The 23,688-nt window shown below is 34.7% G+C and carries 24 protein-coding genes and 1 pseudogene; 21 read left to right on the top strand and 4 right to left on the bottom strand.

Annotation, left to right across the window (positions count from 1 at the left end; translation table 11 throughout):
• Positions 1-32: 32 nt before the first annotated feature.
• From DT250_RS17955 to DT250_RS17945, 3 genes and pseudogenes are all read left to right on the top strand, one after another.
• Positions 33-164, top strand: a pseudogene (locus tag DT250_RS17955) (glyoxalase); the annotation flags it as partial.
• A gap of 480 nt (positions 165-644) precedes the next feature.
• Positions 645-2,294, top strand: a complete 1,650-nt coding sequence (locus DT250_RS17950) for a copper resistance CopC/CopD family protein (protein WP_149213460.1) — start codon at positions 645-647, stop codon at positions 2,292-2,294.
• Positions 2,295-2,328: 34 nt separating this feature from the next.
• Entirely contained in the window at positions 2,329-2,949 is a 621-nt protein-coding gene (locus DT250_RS17945) for a YcnI family copper-binding membrane protein (RefSeq protein ID WP_088121871.1), read from the top strand.
• A gap of 42 nt (positions 2,950-2,991) precedes the next feature.
• Here the strand turns inward: DT250_RS17945 and DT250_RS17940 are convergent, their stop codons facing one another.
• Positions 2,992-3,897: a DMT family transporter gene (locus tag DT250_RS17940; RefSeq protein WP_000192803.1), complete on the bottom strand. Its 906-nt coding sequence runs from the start codon at positions 3,895-3,897 to the stop codon at positions 2,992-2,994.
• A 97-nt stretch (positions 3,898-3,994) separates the two neighbouring features.
• On the opposite strand from DT250_RS17940, the gene DT250_RS17935 reads away from it, so the two are divergent.
• The 4 genes from DT250_RS17935 to DT250_RS17920 all read left to right on the top strand — a co-directional run bounded on the left by DT250_RS17935 (position 3,995) and on the right by DT250_RS17920 (position 6,797).
• On the top strand, positions 3,995-4,864 hold the full coding sequence (locus tag DT250_RS17935; protein ID WP_149213459.1) for a LysR family transcriptional regulator: 870 nt from the start codon (positions 3,995-3,997) through the stop codon (positions 4,862-4,864).
• Positions 4,865-4,984: 120 nt separating this feature from the next.
• Positions 4,985-5,416, top strand: coding sequence for an Rrf2 family transcriptional regulator (locus DT250_RS17930; protein ID WP_088121874.1), 432 nt, complete (start codon positions 4,985-4,987; stop codon positions 5,414-5,416).
• A 70-nt stretch (positions 5,417-5,486) separates the two neighbouring features.
• Positions 5,487-6,137 (top strand): DsbA family oxidoreductase, encoded by a 651-nt coding sequence (locus tag DT250_RS17925; protein WP_088121875.1) that lies wholly within the window; start codon positions 5,487-5,489, stop codon positions 6,135-6,137.
• Positions 6,138-6,194: 57 nt separating this feature from the next.
• Entirely contained in the window at positions 6,195-6,797 is a 603-nt protein-coding gene (locus tag DT250_RS17920; RefSeq protein WP_088121876.1) for a nitroreductase family protein, read from the top strand.
• A 151-nt stretch (positions 6,798-6,948) separates the two neighbouring features.
• Here the strand turns inward: DT250_RS17920 and DT250_RS17915 are convergent, their stop codons facing one another.
• Entirely contained in the window at positions 6,949-7,368 is a 420-nt protein-coding gene (locus tag DT250_RS17915) for a GNAT family N-acetyltransferase (protein ID WP_149213458.1), read from the bottom strand.
• 182 nt (positions 7,369-7,550) lie between these two features.
• Between DT250_RS17915 and DT250_RS32310 the strand changes: the two genes are divergently transcribed.
• From DT250_RS32310 to DT250_RS17905, 3 genes are all read left to right on the top strand, one after another.
• Entirely contained in the window at positions 7,551-7,685 is a 135-nt protein-coding gene (locus tag DT250_RS32310; protein ID WP_088121878.1) for a hypothetical protein, read from the top strand.
• 105 nt (positions 7,686-7,790) lie between these two features.
• A complete protein-coding gene (locus DT250_RS17910; protein ID WP_149213457.1) occupies positions 7,791-9,401 on the top strand; it encodes an amidase family protein in 1,611 nt (536 codons plus the stop codon).
• Between the two features lie 178 nt (positions 9,402-9,579).
• Positions 9,580-10,593: an AI-2E family transporter gene (locus tag DT250_RS17905; protein ID WP_087980217.1), complete on the top strand. Its 1,014-nt coding sequence runs from the start codon at positions 9,580-9,582 to the stop codon at positions 10,591-10,593.
• Positions 10,594-10,678: 85 nt separating this feature from the next.
• Here DT250_RS17905 and DT250_RS17900 read toward each other — a convergent pair whose 3' ends face one another.
• Positions 10,679-11,623, bottom strand: a complete 945-nt coding sequence (locus DT250_RS17900) for an L-lactate dehydrogenase (protein WP_149213456.1) — start codon at positions 11,621-11,623, stop codon at positions 10,679-10,681.
• A 201-nt stretch (positions 11,624-11,824) separates the two neighbouring features.
• Between DT250_RS17900 and DT250_RS17895 the strand changes: the two genes are divergently transcribed.
• From DT250_RS17895 to DT250_RS17845, 11 genes are all read left to right on the top strand, one after another.
• The gene (locus DT250_RS17895; RefSeq protein WP_149213455.1) at positions 11,825-13,261 is read left to right on the top strand and encodes a flavin monoamine oxidase family protein; all 1,437 of its coding nucleotides are present in this window, start codon (positions 11,825-11,827) and stop codon (positions 13,259-13,261) included.
• 103 nt (positions 13,262-13,364) lie between these two features.
• Positions 13,365-14,288 (top strand): CobW family GTP-binding protein, encoded by a 924-nt coding sequence (locus tag DT250_RS17890; RefSeq protein ID WP_179952852.1) that lies wholly within the window; start codon positions 13,365-13,367, stop codon positions 14,286-14,288.
• A 129-nt stretch (positions 14,289-14,417) separates the two neighbouring features.
• A complete protein-coding gene (locus DT250_RS17885; protein WP_149213453.1) occupies positions 14,418-15,023 on the top strand; it encodes a TetR/AcrR family transcriptional regulator in 606 nt (201 codons plus the stop codon).
• A gap of 15 nt (positions 15,024-15,038) precedes the next feature.
• Entirely contained in the window at positions 15,039-16,529 is a 1,491-nt protein-coding gene (locus DT250_RS17880; protein ID WP_149213452.1) for an o-succinylbenzoate--CoA ligase, read from the top strand.
• Positions 16,530-16,533: 4 nt separating this feature from the next.
• Positions 16,534-16,950, top strand: coding sequence for a MaoC family dehydratase (locus tag DT250_RS17875; RefSeq protein WP_149213451.1), 417 nt, complete (start codon positions 16,534-16,536; stop codon positions 16,948-16,950).
• Positions 16,950-17,945, top strand: coding sequence for a 3-oxoacyl-ACP synthase (locus tag DT250_RS17870; protein ID WP_149213450.1), 996 nt, complete (start codon positions 16,950-16,952; stop codon positions 17,943-17,945). The genes DT250_RS17875 and DT250_RS17870 overlap by 1 nt, the downstream gene beginning before the upstream one ends.
• 181 nt (positions 17,946-18,126) lie before the next feature.
• On the top strand, positions 18,127-19,344 hold the full coding sequence (locus DT250_RS17865; RefSeq protein ID WP_149213449.1) for a substrate-binding domain-containing protein: 1,218 nt from the start codon (positions 18,127-18,129) through the stop codon (positions 19,342-19,344).
• 89 nt (positions 19,345-19,433) lie between these two features.
• Entirely contained in the window at positions 19,434-20,207 is a 774-nt protein-coding gene (locus DT250_RS17860; RefSeq protein WP_149213448.1) for an ABC transporter ATP-binding protein, read from the top strand.
• Positions 20,185-20,886 (top strand): branched-chain amino acid ABC transporter ATP-binding protein, encoded by a 702-nt coding sequence (locus DT250_RS17855; protein ID WP_073518033.1) that lies wholly within the window; start codon positions 20,185-20,187, stop codon positions 20,884-20,886. Before DT250_RS17860 ends, DT250_RS17855 begins: the two co-directional genes overlap by 23 nt.
• Before the next feature lie 21 nt (positions 20,887-20,907).
• The gene (locus DT250_RS17850) at positions 20,908-21,768 is read left to right on the top strand and encodes a branched-chain amino acid ABC transporter permease (protein WP_000382797.1); all 861 of its coding nucleotides are present in this window, start codon (positions 20,908-20,910) and stop codon (positions 21,766-21,768) included.
• A 49-nt stretch (positions 21,769-21,817) separates the two neighbouring features.
• Positions 21,818-22,771, top strand: a complete 954-nt coding sequence (locus DT250_RS17845) for a branched-chain amino acid ABC transporter permease (RefSeq protein WP_149213475.1) — start codon at positions 21,818-21,820, stop codon at positions 22,769-22,771.
• A 92-nt stretch (positions 22,772-22,863) separates the two neighbouring features.
• On the opposite strand, the gene DT250_RS17840 is transcribed toward DT250_RS17845, so the two are convergent.
• Positions 22,864-23,652 (bottom strand): LysR family transcriptional regulator, encoded by a 789-nt coding sequence (locus DT250_RS17840; protein ID WP_149213447.1) that lies wholly within the window; start codon positions 23,650-23,652, stop codon positions 22,864-22,866.
• Between the last annotated feature and the right edge of the window lie 36 nt (positions 23,653-23,688).

Below are 23,688 nucleotides of genomic sequence, written 5' to 3'. Positions count from 1 at the left end.
AGGGATAGGATATGCAGAAACATAAAATGTTTAAAGAACAAGGTATTCGAACATTAGAGCATACACTTCCCATTAATAAGCATGATAGAAGCTTATTTTATCTTAATCCAGCAGATACAAAAGGAATGAGCATTGATTATGGTGATTATCTGGAAGAGAAGTAAAAGAATTGTATTAAGAAAAGGTGTTGCGTAATAACGTAATGCCTTTTTTTGTTTCTTCGGCTATTTGCGGGTGATAAGACTACCACCTCAAAAGTCTGCGAATATGAGAGAGTTAGGTGGGGGATTACCGTCCATAAAGGTCTGACTGGCGTGGGCTAATAATTAGTGGGGAACAAAAACACCCACTGATAAAAGTTTTACTTTATGTATTTCACACTTTCTTCACAAATGATTCACGATAACTTTTCTTCTTTAGGAACTTACATAAATATATTTTATGATATAATAAAAACCTACTTTAAAAATGTAAGTTATAACTATGAAGGAAGTTACTATTGTATTGGAAGTTAAGAGGTGAGATAGAAATAAAAAGTTACACTGTATAGAAATTTATATTTAATCAGGTTAATATTTCGTCGGAGAATGAAACTTGGGAAGTTTAAGGAATGAAAAGATAGTGATGAGGAAGAAAGAAGTGAAATGATTGTGAAAGTAATGAGAAGATTAGGGGCATGGCTATTAATTGCGTGTGTACTTATCATATTGATACCAAAAAGTGCATCTGCTCATGCGTACGTTGTGAAATCAAACCCTGCTGAAAATGAAACGTTGAAGAAAGCACCATCTGTAGTGAAAATTGAATTCGATGAGGATATACAAGTTTCGAATTTTAATACATTGTTTGTAAGAGATACCTCAGGTACAAGAGTAGATTTAAAAGATGCTCATATTGATAAGAAAAACAAAAAGTTATTAGAAGCAGGGTTAAAAGAAAATTTGAAAAACGGTCTCTACTCTATTCAGTGGAAAGTGATTTCTGCTGATGGGCATCCCATTCAAGGAGTTATTCCGTTCCGCATTGGGGCAGCAGAAGCGGGAGCAGACGACGTACAAGTAGAAGAGATGGGATATGTCCCGCAAATAGATATGATTATGGAACGTGGAGTACTATATACAAGTTTCTCACTATTTATAGGAGTGCTATTCTTTAATCTTATTATGTATAAAGGGAATGCAACCTCGGTTCGATCAAGGAGTAAGAAGATAATATGGATCTCATTATTGGGTATATTGATTAGCTTATTATTCAATCTGCCATTGCAAGCGAAAATAAATGCTGATGTTTCATGGTTAGAAGCATTCGATCCATTACTATTAAAAGAAACATTACAGCTTTCTGTTTTTGGATATGTATGGATTACTCAAATGGTTCTTAATAGTTCGCTTATAATTGTTACTTATTTTGCGATGAAGCGTGAGAAGCTGTCGTCGTTTAAAGTATGGAGCATTCCGATAGTATTGTTTATTGGGATCCTTGTTATGAAAGCATTTAATAGTCATGCATATGGTTTAAAGTTTAAAGAGATTGCTGTCGTTATGGATTTTCTGCATTTATTTGCAGCATCATTATGGATTGGTGGTCTATCATCCATTATTCTTCTTTTACGTAAAGAGGATGACAAGTGGAGTATGTATTGGGATATGATTAAGCGTTTTTCGCCGTGGGCAACAGGTGCTGTCATCGTGATTTTAATAACAGGTCTTTTTAACAGTACATTCTTTATTCCAACTATCCACTCGTTATTTGATACGAAGTATGGATTAGCTTTATTAGCAAAGATACTTTTATTCATTTTCATGGGGATATTGGGAATTGTTCACTATGTGAAAGGGAAAATGAGAGCGGAGCAAGGATTAGGCGCTACGGTGAAAGTAGAGTTTATCATTGGAATTATCATTTTCGTCATCGTAGCTTTTATGACAAACGTACAAACACCACCGATGCCTCCAACTGGACCTTTTACAGAGAGTAAGCAATTAGATAATGGATATGAACTTACTTTACATGTAAGACCTAATAAAGTAGGACAAAATACATTCCATATTACTTTAAAGGATGAGAACGGACAACCTGTTACTGATATGGAGCAAATTATTTTAACCACGCAATCATTAGATATGAATATGGGAAAAGGTTCATTTAAAGTTTCGGCCGTGTCACCAGGAGAATATGAAGCGGAAGGTATGTATATTAACATGACAGGAAACTGGAATATACAAGTGCACGGATTAACAAAATCTCTTGATAGTTTTGATACGGATTATAAATTTATAGTAGGCGGCAGATAAAGAGAAGGTATAAATAAAAAGGAGTTAATAGAAAATGAAACGTATAAAAAAAATTGGCACAACAATGATCGCAACAATTATTGCAATGGGCATTTTTTCGTTACCAGTTAGTGCGCACGTCACTGTGAAGCCAGCGACTTCGGACGTTAATTCTTGGGAGACTTACACGATAAAAGTACCGGTTGAAAAGAATGTAGCAACGACAAAAGTTACACTGAAAATACCGTCTGGAGTGGAGTTTCAACAGTATGAACCCGTGCCAGGATGGAAAGTGGAAGAGCAGAAAGATAATGCTGGAAAAGTTAAAACTGTAGTATGGGAAGCAACAGGAGAAGGGATTTTACCCGGTCAGTTCCAGCGATTTACTTTCGTCGCTAAAAATCCGGATAAAGAACAAAAAATAGCTTGGGATGCATATCAACAATATAAAGACGGAGAAATTGTTGAATGGACAGGCGATGAAAAAGCTGAAAAACCACATTCACTTACTACAATTGCAAAAGGTACGTCATTAACAGGGGAACATGGTGAAGTGTCTAATGTAGAAAAGAATGAAGGTACTAGTAATCTGCAATTGATAGCGATTGTTTTATCTATTTTGGCGATTGTATCGTCGGTAGGTGCGTGTGTTTTTGTAGTACGTCGTAAAAGGTAAGATATAAGAAAGAGCCTACAAACAGCAGGCTCTTTTTCATTTTTATTTCACTTCAACCTGCTGCCTTACAGTAAGTGTTTTCGGCTTTATATTTACGAAACAAATACTCACAACAATAAATAATAGTCCGATGAATAAGCTAATAGTAATGGCCTCATGTAAGAAAATTGAACTTACAATAATAGCGATTAGTGGAATGAGGAATGTATAAGCCCCAACTTTACTTGCTTCACCGGCTCCAACAAGAGTGAAGTATGCAAGCCATCCCATTGCAATAACAAAGAATGAAATAAAGAGTAGTACACTAACAAACGGTATACTCCAAGCGATACTAGACCAGCTTTCAAACTCTGATCCGAATCCAATTAAGCAAAGTCCGCCAATAATAAGCTGCAGTGTTACCATCCAAATGGAATTAACGCGGTGACCAGTCTTCTTAATAAATACTGTACCTAGTGCCCAGCCAATCGCGCATCCTATCGCGAGAAGGATTCCGATAATAGAAATATGTCCAGTTAAACTACTAGAGCTAATCACACCTACGCCAATAAATCCAAGAACAAGCCCGAAAATTTTTAAACCGTACATAGATTCTTCAAGCCAAATCCATGAGAAAATGCCGAGTAAAACTGGTTGTAGAAATACGATGGCGGAAAATAGCCCAGCAGGCATATATTGAAGGCCGACAGTTTGTAATCCGTAAAATATAATGATGTTAAGTAAAGAAGAAATAACGTATAAATGCCAAGTTTCTTTTAAGTGTAACTCTTTGTATTTCGGTAATGCGAAAAGAAGTAAAATGAATCCTCCAATTAAAGTTCGAACGCCTGCAAATAAAACGGGTGGTGTATAATGCAGGGCAAACTTAGATAAAGGCCAATTGATTCCCCACATGAAAACGAGAAAGGTAAGGATTATGGCCGTCTTAGTTCGAGAAAGCTGTGTCACGGTAAGACCTCCTTGTTGTTATTCATTTCACTATGATATGATATCGACTGTAATAAATAAAATGAATCTTTTTTATAAGGAGTATAAGTGATTAGTTATGACCATTACACAACTGCAAGTATTAATAAAAACTGTTGAGTTAGGTAGTTTTACGAAGGCTGCTCGGGTGTTAAATATGACGCAGCCAGCTGTAAGTCATGCGATTTCAAGTATTGAGTCAGAGTTAGGAGTTACGATTCTTATACGTGATAAACGAAAAGGGCTAATCGTTACGGATGTAGGAAACAGAATTCTTGTGCATATTAGAGAGATTTTGAACGGTGTAGAGAAGATTGAACAAGAAGTTGCGATGGAGAAAGGACACGAAGTTGGGACGATTCGAATTGGGAGTTTTCCGAGTGCTTCTGCACATTTCTTACCCAAAATGATAAACCTTTTTAAGGAGAAGTATCCGAACTTAGAAGTCGTTCTTTGTGAAGGAACGATTAAAGAAGTTGAAGATTGGTTAGTATCGAGGGTTGTTGATATAGGAATTGTCATTTTGCCTAATAAAGAGATGGAGATTGTCCCATTAACGAAGGGGAAAATGGTTGCTATCTTAAGAGATGATCATCCTCATTGTAAGAAGGACTCTATTGCAATTAGCGATTTAGAGAATGAACCGATCATATTATGTAAGGGTGGATACGAACCACCCATTATTGATATGTTTAAACAAGCCAACGTACCACTTCGGGCTGAGTATGTAATATCGACCGTTACTACAGCTTTAAATATGATTCAAGAAGGGTTAGGTATTGCAATATTAGCCGAATTATCTTTAACGAATTTACCACAGAATGTGCAAACGAAAGAATTGGAACCACAAGTATGGAGAGAAATTGCTTTAGCTGTTCCTTCATTAAAGGATTCCTCAATCGCTGTGCAGCTATTTATTGAAGAATTTCAAGCGCTATTTGCAGAATAAAAAGAGGTGTCTCATATATCATAATGGGACACTTTTTAATTTGCTTATAAAAAATCTATGAAAAGGATTGACTTATCTTTTTGTTGTAACTATAATGATTACATCGAGGTGGTGATCACGATGAAAATTAGTAGCCGCTTTTCTATAGCTGTTCATATTTTATCTATTTTGAAAAACAATCCATCTTCACTTTGTACTTCAGACTATATAGCTGAAAGTGTAAACACAAATCCAGTAGTCATTCGTAAAATGATGTCGTACTTGAAACAAGCTGGTTTTGTATATGTAAATCGCGGTCCAGGTGGTGCGGGATTATTAAAGGATTTACATGAAATCACATTGTTAGATGTATACCATGCAGTAAATGTAGTCGAAGAAGACAAACTATTTCATATTCACGAGCAACCAAATCCAGATTGTCCAATTGGAGCAAATATTCAAGCGGTGTTAGAAGTTATATTAATACAAGCGCAATCCGCGATGGAAGAAATTTTGAGAAATATTACGATGGGGCATTTGTTTGAAACTTTGCAAAAAAAAATGAATGCTTAAATCATATTTATATTTTTTTATTATTAATGTAACTGATTTGATTACAACTATAAAGGTAAGGTGTAAAAGTATGACTGTAAAAATGAAAGTATACTCAGATTTTATATGTCCATTTTGTTTTTTAGCAAAAGGTCCATTAGATGAAGTAGCGAAAGAGAAAGATGTAGAAATTGAATGGATGCCATTTGAATTACGTCCAAGTCCATATTCAAAAATAGATCCATGGAATGAGCCAGAAAAATTAGGCTCATGGGATGCTTTTATTCTTCCAACTGCGAAGAAGTTAGGAATCGATATGCGTTTGCCGCGTGTTTCACCGCATCCATATACACATTTAGCTTTCGAAGGATGTCAATTTGCGAAAGAACGTGGACTAGGAAATGAGTATCATCACCGCGTATTCACCGCATTTTTCCAAGAAGAGCAAAACATTGAAGATATTGATGTTTTAACAAAATTAGCGGTAGAAGTAGGTCTTCCTGAAGCTGAATTTAAAGATGCTTTAGTAACTCGTAAATATAAAGAAAAGCATCAAGAAGCAATTCAGCATGCATATGATGAAGCAAATATTATGGCTGTTCCAACTGTCATGATTGGAGATGAAGTCATTCAAGGGCTTGCTAGTAAAGAAACGCTACAAAGAGTCATCGATAAAGAAATTAAAAAGGATAAAACAAATTCATTTGAAGGTATGCAATGTAATACAGATGGATATTGCTAATTCGCTTGTTATGAAATAACAAAATAAATTATAAAACAAATATTTGGAGGAATTAAAATGTCAGCAACTACAACAAATTTAAAAGAAGCAATCGTGAACCGTCGTTCTATTCGTAAAGTAACAAAAAACGATGCAATTACGAAAGAAAGAATTGAAGAAGTTTTAAAAACAGCTTTACACGCACCAACATCTTTCAATATGCAAAGTGGTCGTATGGTTCTATTAATGGATGGAGAACATGAAAAGTTTTGGGATATTGTTAAAGAAACACTAAGAGCCCGAGTACCAGCAGAAAACTTTGAAGCGACTGTAGAAAGATTAAAAGGTTTCCATGCAGGTGTTGGGACTGTGTTATTCTTTGAAGATCAAGCAACAGTAGAAAAAATGCAAGAAAATGCACCATTATATAAAGATCAGTTCCCATTCTGGTCTCATCAAGGAAATGCAATGTTACAACATACTGTATGGATGTTATTATCGGCTGAAGGAATTGGTGCATCCCTGCAACACTACAATCCAATCGTAGATGCTGAAGTGAAAGAAACTTGGAACATTCCAGCAGAGTGGAGCTTAGTAGGACAAATGCCGTTTGGTGAGCCAAATGAACAACCAGGAGAAAGAACTTTCTTACCTACTGAAGATGTAGTGAAATTTTATTAAGAAATTTAATATGTAAAAAGTTAAATAAAAGGAGAGTACATATTAGCCATATATGTACTCTCCTTTCGTATGCAATGTTAAACTCTTACTGCAAGAACGATTTCCTTCATATGAATCGAAGTTTTTCCTTACAATTAAAAATCTGTTATGTTTATTGTTTTGTAATGACAGTAAACATCCCCGTCATGTTTGGTGAGTAATCCTTAAAATCAAATTTCTCATAGAACGATTCTTTACCTTCTGATGCAAACAAACCGACAAACGCCTTATCTGGGGCATTTTCGTGTAAGTATGTAACTAAACGATTCATGATTTCTTTCCCGATACCATGTTTCTGATAATCCGGATGAACTACTATATCTTGAATATAGAAATAGATAGATCCATCACCAACAATTCGCCCCATGCCAATTATTTGTTCATTATCTTTCACTGTGATGCAGTGAATAGAATTCTTCAGTGAAGTATCCGCTACTTCAAAATTCATATAATTGGTCCATCCAACAGAATCACACAAATATTTGTACTCTTCTAATGTTGGAATGTTATGTTTAAACTTATATGTTTTCAAAATGTAACCTCCAAGTCCTTAAATACAACAAGTATATAAATTCGACATTTTTTATCTTTTCCTCTTATGTAACTGAATCTCTTTTGGCTATTGAATTTCGTACAGTTTCCTTATTTGTATTAATTTATAAGAGTTTAGGGGAAAAATATTAGAAATAATGCAGTAGAAAGGGAAGTGGAAAAATGAATGATGAGAAAAAATATACAGTAGTAGGTACTGATGTTGAGGAAGTAAAACGTTTAAATAAAAATTCAGGGTTAACATATAATCAGGTGAAGGAATTATTAGCGAAGCAAATGCAAAAAAGAATGAATTAAATTGAAATTCTTCATTTTTTCATTTAGCATTTTAATAAGAGAGGGTTATAAGGATAACTCTCTTTTTCAATACAATTGAGCAACTTTTAGAGCGGAGGAAACAGCATGAAAAAGTGGATAAAGATAACGCTGTCAATTGCTGGGGGTATCGTCCTATTGACATGTGCCGGAGGATATTACGTGTATAAAAATTATTTTCCAAAGGAACCTGAGCGTATCGTATATGATAAAGATAGAGTGTTAAAACCGATACATAATCAGTTGAAAGGGATTAACATAGATAATGTGAAGATAAAAGAAAAAGAGGTTGTAAATGCGACTATGAACGAGCTTCAAAAAATGATTGATGATGGAAAATTATCATATGAAGAATTAACGAGTATTTATCTTTTTAGAATACAAGAACATGACCAAAATGGAATATCATTAAATGCTGTTACAGAGATTAATCCAAATGCAATGGAAGAAGCGCGAAAGTTAGATAAAGAAAGGTCTTCAAATAAGAAGTCGAACTTATACGGCATGCCGGTTATCGTAAAAGATAATGTACAAACAGAAAAGGTGATGCCGACAAGTGCGGGCACGTGTGTGTTAAAAGATTGGATTGCAGATGAAGATGCGACAATCGTGAAGAAGTTGAAAGAAGAAGGTGCGTTTGTTTTAGGGAAAGCGAATATGTCTGAGTGGGCAAATTATTTATCCTTTACAATGCCTAGCGGATATAGCGGGAAAAAAGGACAAAATTTGAATCCATACGGTCCGATTACGTTTGATACATCGGGATCAAGTTCTGGATCTGCTACAGTAGTTGCGGCAGATTTTGCACCACTTGCAATCGGGACGGAAACGACTGGGTCAATTGTAGCACCCGCGACGCAGCAATCAGTAGTTGGGTTACGTCCATCACTAGGTATGGTGAGTAGATCTGGCATTATTCCGTTAGCTGAAACACTTGATATAGCAGGACCGATGGCAAGAACGGTAAAGGATGCAGCAACGTTATTTAATATAATGGTAAGTTATGATGAAAAAGATGCTATGACAGAAAAAATGAAAGATAAAGAAAGCATTGATTATACGAAGGACTTAGCAATAGACGGATTGATAGGGAAAAAAGTAGGAGTTCTTTTTTCAATAGATCGACAAGATGAGAATAGAAAAGAAGTAGCAGAAAAGATTAGAAAAGACCTTCAAGATGCAGGTGCGATCTTGACTGATGATATTCAGTTAAACGATGGGGGAGTAGATAATCTGCAAACATTAGAATATGAGTTCAAACATAATGTTAACGATTATCTTGCACAGCAAAAAAATGTACCGGTAAAATCGTTAGAAGAGATTATAGCGTTTAATAAAAAGGATAGTAATAGACGAATAAAGTATGGACAAACATTAATCGAGGGATCTGAAAAATCTGCTATAACGAAAGATGAGTTTGAAAAAATAGTGCGATCGAGTCAAGAAAATGCAAGAAAAGAGCTAGATAGATATTTAGTAGAAAAAGGTTTGGATGCTTTAGTTATGATTAACAACGAAGAAGTTCTTCTATCAGCTGTAGCTGGCTATCCAGAATTAGCGGTGCCAGCAGGATATGATAACAATGGAGAGCCAGTAGGTGCAGTGTTTGTTGGGAAGCAATTTGGTGAAAAGGAACTCTTCAATATGGGATATGCGTATGAGCAGCAGTCTAAAAATAGAAGATCACCAAAACTGTAAAAGGGTAAACGAAAAATAGAGCTCCGCTGAAATATGTTGGTAGGCTAATATGAAAAGAATCTAACAATATAAAAAGAAAAAAAGGATTCTTCTCAATTAGTAAGAAAGATTGTCTATAGAAGTTCATAAAATGTAATATATTCAAATTCCATCCATTGAAGGGGGAGGTTAAATCTTAATGAATGAAGTGAAAAATTTCTTTCGAAGTAGAGGGTTCCAACGGTTTCTCGTTTTAATAATAGTAGCGCTTGTATTATATGGATTAAAAAGTATGATTAATTTAATATTAATTACGTTCATACTGACATTTTTAATGGATCGGTTTCAACGTTTTATTTCAAAGAAATTGAAAGTGAATCGGAAAATTGTTATCGCATGTTTGTATATAATATTAGTTACGTTTATCGGCACAACATTATATAAATATTTACCTGTGCTAACGATACAAATTTCCCAATTGATTTATCAGTTTAGGTTGTTTTTTCAAAACCCACCTGATAATGAAATCATTAAATATGCACTTTCAACTATTAATGGGATGGAAGTATCAAAATATATAGAACAAGGTGTAGATGTCATATATCAATCAATTGCAAATATAGGAAAAGTCAGTTTGCAAATACTCCTTTCTCTTATTTTAAGTTTATTTTTCTTGTTAGAAAAAGAACGCATCATATCATTTACTTCGAAATTTAAAGATAGTAGTCTGAAGGTTTTTTATGAGGAGATTGCATATTTTGGTGAAAGGTTTGCAAGATCGTTCGGTAAAGTAATTGAAGCGCAGTTTTTAATTGCAGTTGTCAATTGTGTACTCACTGTAATTGCACTTGTGATTTTAGGATTTCCGCAGCTTCTTGTATTGGCCGTCATGGTCTTTCTACTCGGTTTGATTCCAGTTGCTGGTGTTATCATTTCCTTGTTTCCACTTTGTATTATTGCTTATAACGTAGGCGGAGTAATGTACGTTGTATACATACTTGTGTTCATTACAGTAATCCATGCTCTTGAAAGTTATTTTTTAAATCCGAAGTTTATGTCTGCGAAAACGAATTTGCCAATCTTTTATACATTTATGATTCTCATCTTCTCAGAACATTTCCTTGGAATATGGGGGCTTATTATCGGGATACCAATCTTTATCTTTTTATTAGATGTACTTGATGTAAACAATGAGGAACAGTTTAAAAAATAGGAAATGATAGAAAATAACTGATGTTTTCAAGGAACAATCAAAAAAGCAATCCAAAATAAATTGGATTGCTTTTTTGCATACACGATTAAAGAACTGGAGCCATTGTTTCTTTTAATACTTGAACAGAGTAATCGAATTTTAATTCTTCTTCTTCACTTAATTCCACTTCTAAAATTTCACGAACACCGCCGCGATTTAAAACAGCAGGTACGCCGATATAAACATCTTTTTGACCGTATTGGCCTTCTAAGTAAGCTGATACTGTTAATACGCTATTTTCGTCGTTTAAAATCGCCTTTGTAACACGTAGAAGTGACATACCGATACCATAGTAAGTTGCACCTTTTCGCTCGATAATATGGTAAGCTGCATCACGAACGTTTATGAAGATTTTGTCTAAATCTTCTTGCGTGTATGTGTTGTCTTTATCAAGAAGCGTTTGTAGTTTTTGAATACCGACTGATACGTGACTCCAAACAGGAAGTTCCGTATCACCATGTTCACCGATAATATAAGCATGAATGTTGTGTGGACCAATATCGAAATACTCACCTAACATATAGCGGAAACGAGCAGAATCAAGAGTTGTACCAGAACCGATTACGCGTTCTTTTGGTAAACCAGATTCTTTCCAAGTTACGTAAGTTAAAATATCGACAGGATTAGTTGCGATTAAGAAGATACCATCAAATCCGCTATCCATAATACTACGAACGATTTGTTTAAAGATTTTCGCGTTTTTCTCAACTAAATCTAAACGTGTTTCGCCTGGTTTTTGTGGTAATCCAGCCGTAATGACTACAAGATCAGCATCTTTACAATCTTCGTAGCTACCTTTCCATACTCTAGTTGGAGCTGGAGCGAATGGAACAGCATGACTTAAATCCATTGCTTCTCCTTCAGCTTTTGCCTCGTTTACATCAACTAAAACAAATTCTTCAGCTACAGCTTGGTTAATCATGCAGTAAGCATAACTACATCCAACTGCTCCTGTTCCTACTAATACAACACGGTTAATCCCTTTTTTCATTTCAAAATTCCTCGCAATTTCATTGATTTTATTATGTAAGATAATACGTCTTACTTCTATAGAGTCATATCTAGTTTATTACATTTTATAAAAGATATTCAAGTAATTGAAAATGTATCCGTGCAATTCTTTGCACGAAACATAGGAAGTAAGTGAACCGAATATAATGCAATAAAATCCTTTATCGAAGGGGAAAAGGGCATGATGCAGCCATTAACGATGGAAAGAATGCTCCATATTATTAATGTGGGGCTCGTAAAAACGAAGAATCCAAAGCAAATTATTATTGCTGGTGCAGGAATTTCAGGATTAGTTGCAGCATCGTTATTGAAAGAATCAGGGCATAGCATAACAATTTTAGAAGCGAATAACCGAATAGGCGGAAGAATATATACGATCCGTGAACCGTTTAGCAGAGGCTTATATTTTAATGCAGGGCCAATGCGAATTCCTGAAACACACGAGTTAACTTTAGCTTACATTCGTAAATTTAAATTACCATTAAATCTTTTTATAAATAAAACCGCTTCAGATATTATTTATACGAATAATATTAAAACGAGATTGAGCGTATTTGAAAAAAATCCAAGTATACTTGGATATCCAATTTTAGAGAATAAAAAAGGGAAAACGGCAGAAGAGTTAATGTTAGTAGTGCTAGAACCAATACTTAATTTTATAAAAAAAGATTCTAATAAAAACTGGATTATCGTTGAAAAAAAGTATAAAACATATTCGCTCGGATCATTTTTAAGTGAGTATTATTCAGATGGAGCAATAGATATGATTGGGGTACTTCTAGATATGGAAGCATATATGGGAATGTCTTTAATTGAAGTATTACGTGAAATGATCTTTTTTACTTCAACGACAAAATATTATGAGATAACGGGCGGAATGGATACATTACCAAATTCATTTTTACCGGAGTTAAAAGATAATATTTTTATGTCATATAAAGTAGAAAAAATTATACAGGAAGATAATAAAGTGATGATGCAAGTAACAAATGAACAAACGTTACATCCATTTATGGTAACAGGCGAAATTGCTATTATCACAATTCCATTTTCAGCGTTACGATTTGTAGAAGTTCAGCCATATCATTTATTCTCTTATTTTAAAAGACGAGCAATTCGTGAATTAAATTATATTGCTGCAACTAAAATTGCGATAGAGTTTAAAAGTAGATTTTGGGAGAAAGCGAGACAGTGTGGCGGTAAATCTATTACAGATTTACCTATACGATTTACATATTATCCGAGTTATGGTATTCATAAACCAGGGGCAGCTATCGTTTTAGCGAGTTATACGTGGGCAGATGAGGCGTTAACGTGGGATAGTCTCCCGCAAAGAGATCGTATTCGTTACGCATTAAAAAATTTAGCGGAAATATACGGCGACATCGTCTATAGTGAGTTTGTTACTGGAACATCTTTTAGCTGGAGCCAAAATCCGTATTCTTGCGGCGCATTTACGGCTTTCGAACCAGGTCAAGAGTTAGAGTTATTTCCGTATATTACGCCGCCAGCTGGCAAAGTACACTTTGCAGGAGAGCATACGACATTAACACATGGATGGATGCAAGGAGCAATAGAGTCTGGAATTCGAGTTGCTTATGAAGTAAACGAACAGTGAAGGTATATTTACAAATCACTATTCTTTTAATAAAATGATTAATATAAATCGTAATTATTACGCTTTGAATACGTTTGAAATAAAGAAATGGATGGTCGATCAAATGAAAAAAGTAGAAATTCATATATTAAGTGGCTTTTTAGGTAGTGGAAAATCAACATTATTACAAAATTTATTGTTAGCGGAGAAAAAGAAGAATAGAAAAGTTGCAGTATTAATGAATGAAATTGGTGAATACTCGGTAGATACAGATATTATTGGAAAAGAGAATGTTTTAAGAGAGCTTCTGAAAGGATGTATTTGTTGTACGCTAAAAGAAGAGCTTGAAATACAATTACATTCGTTATATCAGCAAGAAAGACCAGATGTCATTTATATAGAAACGACAGGTGTTGCACATCCAATTGAAGTGTTAGATGCGTGTGTATCACCAATTTTAGCACCTTTCCTAGAAGTGAAATCAATTGTCGTCGTTTTAGATGCAGTAAGGTGGTTAAATCGAAGTGTATTAAGTGCAAACGTTCAGCAATTATTGCATGAGCAACTGAAGTTTGGTAGCCACATTTTAATTAATAAATCAGATTTACTAACAGATGCGGATAAGAACAAAGTAATTGAAGAAGTGAAAGCAATAAATAATCATGCGAAATTGTTTGAAACAAAATATTGTAATATATCTTTAGAAGACATAGAAGAAGCTGAATTTACGAATGATGGGGAACATGAGACACTACATGTCAAACAGCATTTGCATATACAAACGATGACATATCAATTTACGAAATCGATTGATCAAGATAAATTATACGAATGGCTTTCGAATTTACCAGATAGTATTTATCGTGTAAAAGGATTTGTGAAATTCCATGGAGATAAATACCCGCACCTATTCCAATATTCATTTGGGGTACCAACTTTACTGGAACAAGATTTCGGTTTCCCGACGAACTTGGTAGTAATAGGAGAAGGGCTAGATAAGAAACAATTGGCTGAAGGGTTAGAGAAAGTAGAACTTAATTCTAATTAAGATTAAAGGACTAACTTCAAATTCAGTTAGTCCTTTTTATATGTAGAAAAAGGCTTGCGGATTTTGTCTAATAAAAATAATTGTAAAATTCAGAAATATACTTATAATCAAATCTAAGAGGTGATTCAGGTGTCAGAAAAAATAATAATGGATATAAAAAACCTAACAACAAAAGGGTTAGAGACGAGAGAGAAATTATTGTGTGCTGCAGAAGAGGTGTTTGGTAGTAAAGGATATTACGAGGCTTCTATTGTGAATATTACACAAGAAGCAAAGGTAGCGCACGGAACTTTCTATAATTACTTTCCATCTAAAAAAGATATATTTGATGAATTGATTCGCAGATTGAACCGTGAGTTACGCTTAATTATTAAAGAAGAAATGAAGGGAATATCAAGTTATGAAGAGGCACAAAGAAGAGGTTTTCAGGCTTTTTTTCGGTGGGTGAAAGATCGACCTAATCTATATAACATTGTACAACAGGCAGTAGTTGTTGATGATAACTTATATAGATGGTATTATGCAAAGCTCGCAAATGGATTTTTAAAAAGTTTATCAGCTGGAATAGAAGCGGGAGAGTTTAAACAACTTGATAAAGAAACAATTGCGTATTGTCTTATGTCAATTGGGCAATTTCTCGGAATGCGATGGGGTTATTGGGAAGAGAAAGATGTTCCGGAAGATGTATTTGAAGCAGCGATGTCATTAATATTTGAAGGATTGAGAAAGAGATAAGGGAGTGGGGAAAATATGCAAGGCATTGCTTATTGGATTGAAAAACGGTCCTATTTACATCCAGATCGCATTGCCATTATTACAGAAGAGGAGGAAATGACATATAAACAGTTACATGAGTATGTAAGTAAAGTAGCAGCCTATTTAATTTACGACTTAAATGTGCAAAAAGGAGAAAGGATAGGTATTTTATCACAAAATAGCTTGGAATATATTGTACTTTTGTTTGCTATAGCTAGGGTAGAATGTATTGCTGTTCCACTTAATATACGGTTAACAGAAAATGAACTTATCTTTCAGTTAAAAGATAGTGGAACTACAGTTTTATTTGTAGAGGAAACATTTGAAAATATGGCACTGTCAATGTATAAGGTATCGTACGTCCAAAGAGTGATTTCGATTAAAAGTTTAAAAGAAATAGAAGATAGAAAAAGTGACAACTTTGAAGAGATAAATGAAAGCGCATCCTATATTATATGTTATACATCAGGTACAACAGGAAAACCGAAAGGAGCCGTACTTACACAAGAAAATATGTTTTGGAATGCGCTTAATAATACATTTGCGATTGACTTAACTATTCACGACCGCTCCATTGTATTATTACCTTTATTTCATATTGGTGGGATTGGTTTATTCGCATTTCCAACTTTATTTGCAGGTGGCGTAATCATTATTCCAAGAAAATTCGAACCAACCACAGCTCTTTCCATGATAGAAAAACATAAAGTAACTGTAGTGATGGGTGTACCTACAATTCATCAAGCATTAATTAATTGCGTAAAGTTTGAAACTACAAATTTACAATCAGTTCGCTGGTTTTATAACGGTGGTGCTCCATGTCCAGAAGAGTTGATGAGAGAATTTATAGATAGAGGATTTTTATTTGGGCAAGGCTTTGGTATGACTGAGACATCACCAACCGTATTTATGCTTTCAGAAGAAGATGCAAGACGTAAAGTAGGATCAATTGGGAAACCAGTTCTGTTTTGTGAGTATGTACTTATTGATGAAAGCAAAAATAAAGTTGAGGTTGGTGAAGTTGGAGAATTACTTATAAGAGGGCCGAATGTAATGAAAGAGTATTGGAATCGGCCAGATGCAACAGAAGAAACGATTCAAGATGGTTGGTTATATACGGGAGATTTAGCTAAAGTTGATGAAGATGGTTTTGTATACATTGTCGGTAGAAAAAAAGATATGATAATTTCCGGTGGTGAAAATATTTATCCACTTGAAGTAGAGCAGGTCATTAATAAGATTTCGGAGGTATATGAGGTAGCGGTCGTTGGTAGGCAACATGTAAAGTGGGGGGAGATTCCAATCGCCTTTATTGTGAAAAATAGTAGCAGTGAATTAACTGAAAAAGAAGTCATTGAACATTGTCGTTTATTTCTAGCAAAATATAAACTTCCAAAAGAAATTGTGTTTCTAGAGGAATTGCCTAAAAATGCAACTGGTAAAATTCAAAAAGCACAGTTAGCAAATCAATTGAAAAGAAGGTGAAGAGATGACGATGTATAGCACTGGTCAACAGGCATCATGTAGTAAAACAATAACAGAAACAGATTTTGTATTATTTGCAGGTTTGAGTGGGGATTTTAATCCAATTCATATTGATCATGAGTATGCGAAACAAACTAGATTTAATCAAAGAATAGCACATGGTTTACTAACTTCTAGTCTATTATCACAATTACTTGGGATTCATTTACCTGGAAAAGGATCCGTTTATATGGAACAAACTATTAAATTTACAGCACCAGTCTTTATAGGAGATACGGTTACAGCTACGGCAACAGTACAAGAATTTATGATAGAAAAGAGAGTTTTGAAATTGTTAACGGAGTGTCATAACCAAAAAGGAGATTTGGTATTAACTGGTGTAGCAACTATGATGGTATCAAAAGAAGGAGGAGTAGTCTAATGAATATTGGGATTGAAGCGACTGGTGTTTTCTTCCCAAAAGACGTAGAGACGGCGGCAGACCTATCTCAAAAAACAGGTATCCCTGAGAATATTATTATAGAAAAGTTTGGATTATATGAAAAACATGTCGCAGATGAAACGATGCATGCATCAGATTTAGCTATTGCTGCTGCAAAGCCAATATTATTACAAGTAGAGCCTCAATCTATTGATGTAGTCATTTATTTTGGCAGTCCACATAAAGATTACCACGTATGGTCAAGTGCCCCAAAAATTCAGCATGAACTTGGATTGAAAAATGCTTATGCTTTTGAAATTATGAATGTTAGTTCTTGCTTTCCTATTGCTCTCAAAGTCGCAAAAGATATGCTTTACTCCGATAACTCAATTGAAAATATATTATTAGTAGGTGGATGTAAAGAATCTCAAATTGTAGATTATGATAATCCACGCTCACGTTTTATGTTTAATTTCGCTGATGGCGGAAGTGCAGCTTTAGTGAAAAAGGACGCTAGAAACGGTGAAATATTAGGAAGTGCGATTATAACAGATGGTTCATTTCATGAAGATGTACGTATTCCAGCAGGTGGATCAAAGCAGGTTGCGAGCTATGATACAGTTGAGAATCGGCAACATTATATTGATGTAATAGATCCTAATAGTATGAAAGAACGTCTAGATCGGGTTTCAATCCCTAATTTTGACAAGGTGATTCGGGAGGCGTTAAAAAAAAGTGGGTTAACTCCTAAAGATATTAAAGTATTGTTACCACTGCATACAAAACGTTCTATGTTAATAGAATTGATACAGGGACTAGGGCTAGAAGAAGAACAAGTTGTATATTTAGATCATTATGGACATATGTCAGCGCTTGATCCTTGCATTGGTCTTCACTTTGCAAATGAACAGGGAAAATTACAGCCTGGAGATATTGCAGTAGTAGTTAGTGCCGGGACTGGGTATACGTGGGCAGCGACTGTAATTAGGTGGTGAAAAATACTAGATGAATATATGGTAAATGGAGGTATTTGGAAAGAGGCGGCGAATGTAAAGGTACTTCATTAAATTTTTAAAACAGATTTGTTTGTATGATTTAAAGGAAAAGTCATAATTACGGATGGGTAACTTTGGCGTGTTTGACTCTATCAGAAAGTAAAGTATGGGGAGGATCACAATGTCGATGAAAAAACGTAAATGGCTAAGAATGATGGCTACTGGTTGTGTTTTAAGTTCGTTATTAATAACGGCAGCTTGTTCAGGAAAGAAAACAAGTACAGAGGATGAAAAGACGATTAAGGTAGGGGTTCTTGCTTCATTAACAGGTCCATTAGAATCATATGGAAAACAAACAGTGAACGGATTTGAATTAGGGTTAGACTATGCAACGGGTGGAACTGGGAAAGTGGAAGGGAAGAAGATTAAGTTTGTTGTAGAAGATACGGAAACAAAAGCAGAGGTGGCGGTTAAAAAAGCTACGAAGTTATTAGAAGAAGAGAAAGTCGATTTTTTAATCGGATCATCTAGTTCAAGTGATACATTAGCGGTATTACCACTAGCTGAAGAATATGAAAAAATAATGGTTGTTGAACCGGCAGTTGCTGATAGTATTACCGGAAAGAACTGGAATAAATATATTTTTAGAACAGGAAGAAGTTCTTCGCAAGATGCGATTGCAGGAGCAGCGGCAATTGCAAAAAAAGATGTAAAGATTGCGACGTTTGCCCCGGATAATGCATTTGGCCGTGAAGGGATTGCAGCTTTTAAAGCTGGAGCGAAGAAATTAGGTGCGAATATTGTAAACGAGCAATATGCTGATACGAATTCGACTGACTTCACTGCAAATATTCAAAATATCATTAGCTCAAAACCAGATTATTTATTTATCATTTGGGCAGGGGCAAACTCACCTTGGAAACAGTTAAAAGATATGAATGTGGAAGCGCAAGGTATTAAAATTTCTACCGGTGCACCAGATATACCGGCATTAAAAACGATGGATGCGTTAGTAGGAATGCAAGGTTTTTCTGTTTATTATCATACACTCCCGAAAAATAAGGTGAATGATTGGTTAGTGGAAGAACATAAAAAACGATTTAATGGTGCGGTGCCAGATTTATTTACAGCAGGGGGAATGTCAGCGGCAATTTCAATTGTAGAAGCTTTAAAGAAAACAAAAGGTGATACAGATGTAGATACATTGATTAAGAAAATGGAAGGAATGGAATTTGATACACCGAAAGGAAAGATGAAGTTTAGAGAAAAGGATCACCAAGCGATGCAGACACTGTATTCCATTACATTGAAAAAGCAAGATGGTGTTGATTATCCGGTGCCAGTATTAGAGCGAGAATTAACGATGAAAGAGACAGAACCACCAGTTCAAAATAAATAGACTGAATTTTCTGTTGTTTTTGTATAAAGAGGGAATACCCTCTTTATACGTATTTCTTTCACACTGAAAGCTTTAAAGGGAGGGATTTCGTGACACACTTGCTTGAAACGAAAAATCTTAGCGTATCTTTTGGCGAGCATCATGTTATTAAAGATGTGAATTTAACAGTACAAAAAGGAAAGCTCATTTCCATTATTGGACCAAACGGTGCAGGAAAGACAACGTTATTTAATTTACTTAGTGGACAAATTTCTCCAACGAAGGGTGAAGTATATTTTAAAGGACGAGAGATTACAAAATTATCAATTTCGGATCGAACTCGATTAGGAATTGGTCGTTCTTTTCAACTTACAAATATATTCCCGGAGTTAACGGTACTTGAAAATGTTCGTTTAAGTGTTCAATCATTTGTTCAAGATTACTATAGTTTTTTTCCGAGTTCGGCAAAATTTAAACAACAAGTGGGAGAGGCGAGACGGTTCTTAAAAACGGTATTACTTCAGGAGAAAGAACATGTATTAGCGAGAGATTTAGCGCATGGAGAAAAACGAAAGTTAGAGCTTGCGATGTTATTAGCTTTAAAAACGGATGTGTTACTACTTGATGAGCCGACGGCAGGTATATCAGTCGAGGAGGTACCGGCAATTTTACAAGTGATTGAAAATATTAAGAAACATCCAGAGAGTACAATTGTACTAATTGAACACAAAATGGATATGGTACTAGGTTTGTCAGACCATCTTATCGTTTTATTCCATGGAGAGTTATTGGCTGAAGGTTTGCCTGAAGAAATGATGAAAGATGAGCGTGTACAAAGTGCTTATTTAGGGGGATTATATAGTGGCACTATTACAAGTGAATAATATAGAGACGTATTTAGATCAGTTTCATATTTTACAAGGGGTATCTCTTGCTGTTGAGAAAGGAACGATTACTGTACTGTTTGGAAGAAATGGGGCAGGGAAGACGACGACATTACGTTCGGTTATGGGTTTTCACCATATCGCACATGGTGAAATTTATTATGATAGTACACAAGTAAATGGATTATCTACACATTTAATTTCAAGGAAAGGAATAGGGTATGTACCAGAAAATCAAGGTATTTTTCACGATTTGACAGTAGAAGAAACATTCGCTCTTGCTAGAGGTAAGGGAGAAGAAGCGGAAGAGAAAATTGAGTGGATGCTTGAACTATTTCCAGATTTAAAGCAGTTTTGGCACAAAAAAAGTGGCCTTTTAAGCGGAGGACAAAAACAAATGCTAGCAATTTCAAGAGCATTTATTAATAGTGATGGTTTATTACTTATTGATGAGCCGAGTAAAGGCTTGTCCCCTATTATGATAGAAAAATTAATGATAGCTATTTTAAAAATGAAGGAGAAAACAACAGTTTTACTCGTTGAACAAAACTTTATGATGGCTAGTCAAATTGGTGATTACTTTTATATTATGGATAACGGAAGAATTGTTCATAACGGTTTTATGCATGAATTAAAAGAGGATAAGGAAATGTGTCACAAATATTTAGGAATCTCTTAACATGAATCTGAGGTGAGAAGGATGGATGTGTTAATCAATTTATTTGTAAATGGGATTTCAACAGGGATGCTCATTTTTTTATTAGCATCAGGACTTTCACTTATTTTCGGTTTAATGAGCGTTCTAAACTTCGCACATGGTGGTTTATTTGCCTGGGGAGCGTTTACAGGTGTTTGGTTATTTAATATGACAGGTAGTTATGTATTAGCGTTAATTGGAGCAATTGCTATGGGGATGTTTCTTGGATTCATTTTAGAAAGATTTCTTATTAGACCGGTATATGGAAATCATGTTCGCCAGCTTCTTGTGACGCTTGGAGGAATGCTTGTACTTAGTGAATGTATTAAAGTATTTTGGGGGCCAAATCCAATTGGTGCTAAATTACCGTTATGGTTACAAGGTAGTTATACATTTGAAGGCGTTATATTAATTAAATATCGTCTATTCGTTATTTTAATTGGAATCATCATTTACATTGCCTTACTATTATTGCTCAAAAAAACAAAGATAGGTCTAATGATACGCGCTGGTGTAATAGATAAAGAGATGGTTCAAGCGCTCGGTATTAACGTAAAAGCAATATTTTCTTTCGTCTTTTTATTAGGAGCAGGGATGGCAGCGTTGGGAGGCTTCTTATTAGCGCCGTATTCAGGCGTTATTTTCGCCGAGATGGGTATGCAGTATGCGATTTTAGCTTTCATAGTAGTAATCATTGGAGGATTAGGAAGCGTACAAGGTTCAGCAATCGCATCTTTAATTGTCGGATTAGCGGGTGCCTTTACAGCGTATTTTATACCGGATTTATCACTTGCAATCAATATGTTAATGTTACTATTTTTCTTAATAGTGAAGCCAAATGGACTTGTTAGTGAAAAGGGGTGAAATGGTGAACAGCACATCAAATCGAATTAAAGTATACTTCGGAGTATTTATGCTCATTTGTTTAAGTGTATTTCCATTCGTAAATGATTCACGGAGCTTGTTAATTTTGTTCACTCAAATCTTCATCTTTGCTATTTTTGCAATGAGTTTTGATGTATTGCTTGGATATACAGGAATTGTATCATTCGGCCATTGTATGTTCTTTGGAATAGGAGCGTATGGGGTAGCACTTTTATTTGATCGGCAAGGAGTATCCATAACGAACTTTTTAATAGGGCTAGTAGCTGCAATTATCATTTCAGTAATTGTTAGTTATATAATCGGTTTGCTTTCGTTACGGCTGAAAAGTCATTTTTATGCAATGTTAACACTTGCTATTTCACAGTTGTTTTTCGTACTTGCTGAAAAATGGCGTGGACTCACTCATGGAGGAGACGGTTTTACATTTGGTGTACCAGACTTATTCCGTGATCGTTTTACGTTTTATTATGTAACACTTATATGTTTAATTGTCATTTTTATTCTGTTACGTCTTTTCACAAAATCTTCTATTGGAAAAGTATTAAAGGCAATTTCACAAAATGAGCAACGTGTTGAAGCATTAGGATATAAAGTTCTTCATTATAAAATTATTGCTAGTATTGTTGCAGGGGTAGTTGCTACAATTAGCGGTGGTTTATTTGTTATCACACTACGCTTTGTTAATACGACTGTATTTTCAATTGAAATGACATTAAATGCATTATTGATGACAATGATTGGAGGCGTTGGAACGTTAATTGGAGCAATTGCTGGAGCTGGAATTATTGAATCACTGAAATATTATTTATCAGAACTAGCCACAGCGTATCCGATTTTTGAAAGATGGACAATTATTCTCGGTTTCATGTATATTGTCGTATTACTAGTTTTTCCGAAAGGATTAGTTGGTACGATTAAGAGGCTGAAGAATATGAAACGGAGTAAGAAGGAGAAAAGTGCAGAAGTGGAGCAAAATGTGTGAAAAATCAATTGTATAGAATATGAAAATCCCTCTTTTAAATTCGTAAAGGAGGGATTTTTATTGGTGTATGTAATTAGTTTATAGCTATTCTATTAATCAAATAGTTCATCAGGGATTTGTTTTAAAGAGTGTTGATTCGTAAAAAAATGAACAGCTAATTTCTCAATTGGAACATCTTCAATTGGTACCAATGTATCATTTCTAATCGGCAAAAAGGCTATTCCTTTTCCATCCTGAATAAACTCTTCCATAAGCGAATAAGAATCTAATTGTTGAAGTTGACGCTGAGATAAATTATTTTCTTTTAAAAATTGTATTGTCTTATTTCTAAAAGGGCACCTTTTGTCATTACTAACGAAGAAGAGTTCCTTCGAATAGTCAATGGTACGTGTTTCTTTCGTTTTTAATAAGCCTATAGAAATTGAAGTAGTAAATACTTTTTTAAAAGCTTCGTCGGGATCCTCTTCATAAGTGATGACCATATCAACTTTTTGTTGATGCAGTAATTTTTGCAAATGACTACTATTTTCTACGTATATTTGATAATCCCTGAAATTTTCTTTAATACGCTTACTTACATAATTAGTCAAAATAGATTGTGACGTCGCGATTATATAAGAAGAACCAGTCGTTTTAATTTTATCTTTTGCTTCTTCTATTAGAGTTAATATTTGATTCGTGTAGTCTAATAAAATGTCACCAGAAGGTAATAAGGAAACGCCTTTGTTATCTCTATGTAGTAAAGGAGTTTCTAATTCTTGTTCTAATTTTTTGATTCGCTCAGTTACGTTTGGCTGAACATATCCTAACTCTTTAGCAGCTTTACTAATAGAACCTTCACTGGCTACAGTTTTAAATATAATAAGATCATTTATTTCCATTTATCACAGCCCCTTATACGGTATCATTATAAATGA

The sequence above is a fragment of the Bacillus sp. AR2-1 genome, from assembly GCF_008368755.1.
GTDB classification, from domain to species: domain Bacteria; phylum Bacillota; class Bacilli; order Bacillales; family Bacillaceae_G; genus Bacillus_A; species Bacillus_A wiedmannii.
Note: the sequence above shows the minus strand (reverse complement) of the source record. Positions and strands in the feature narration are given on the sequence as shown.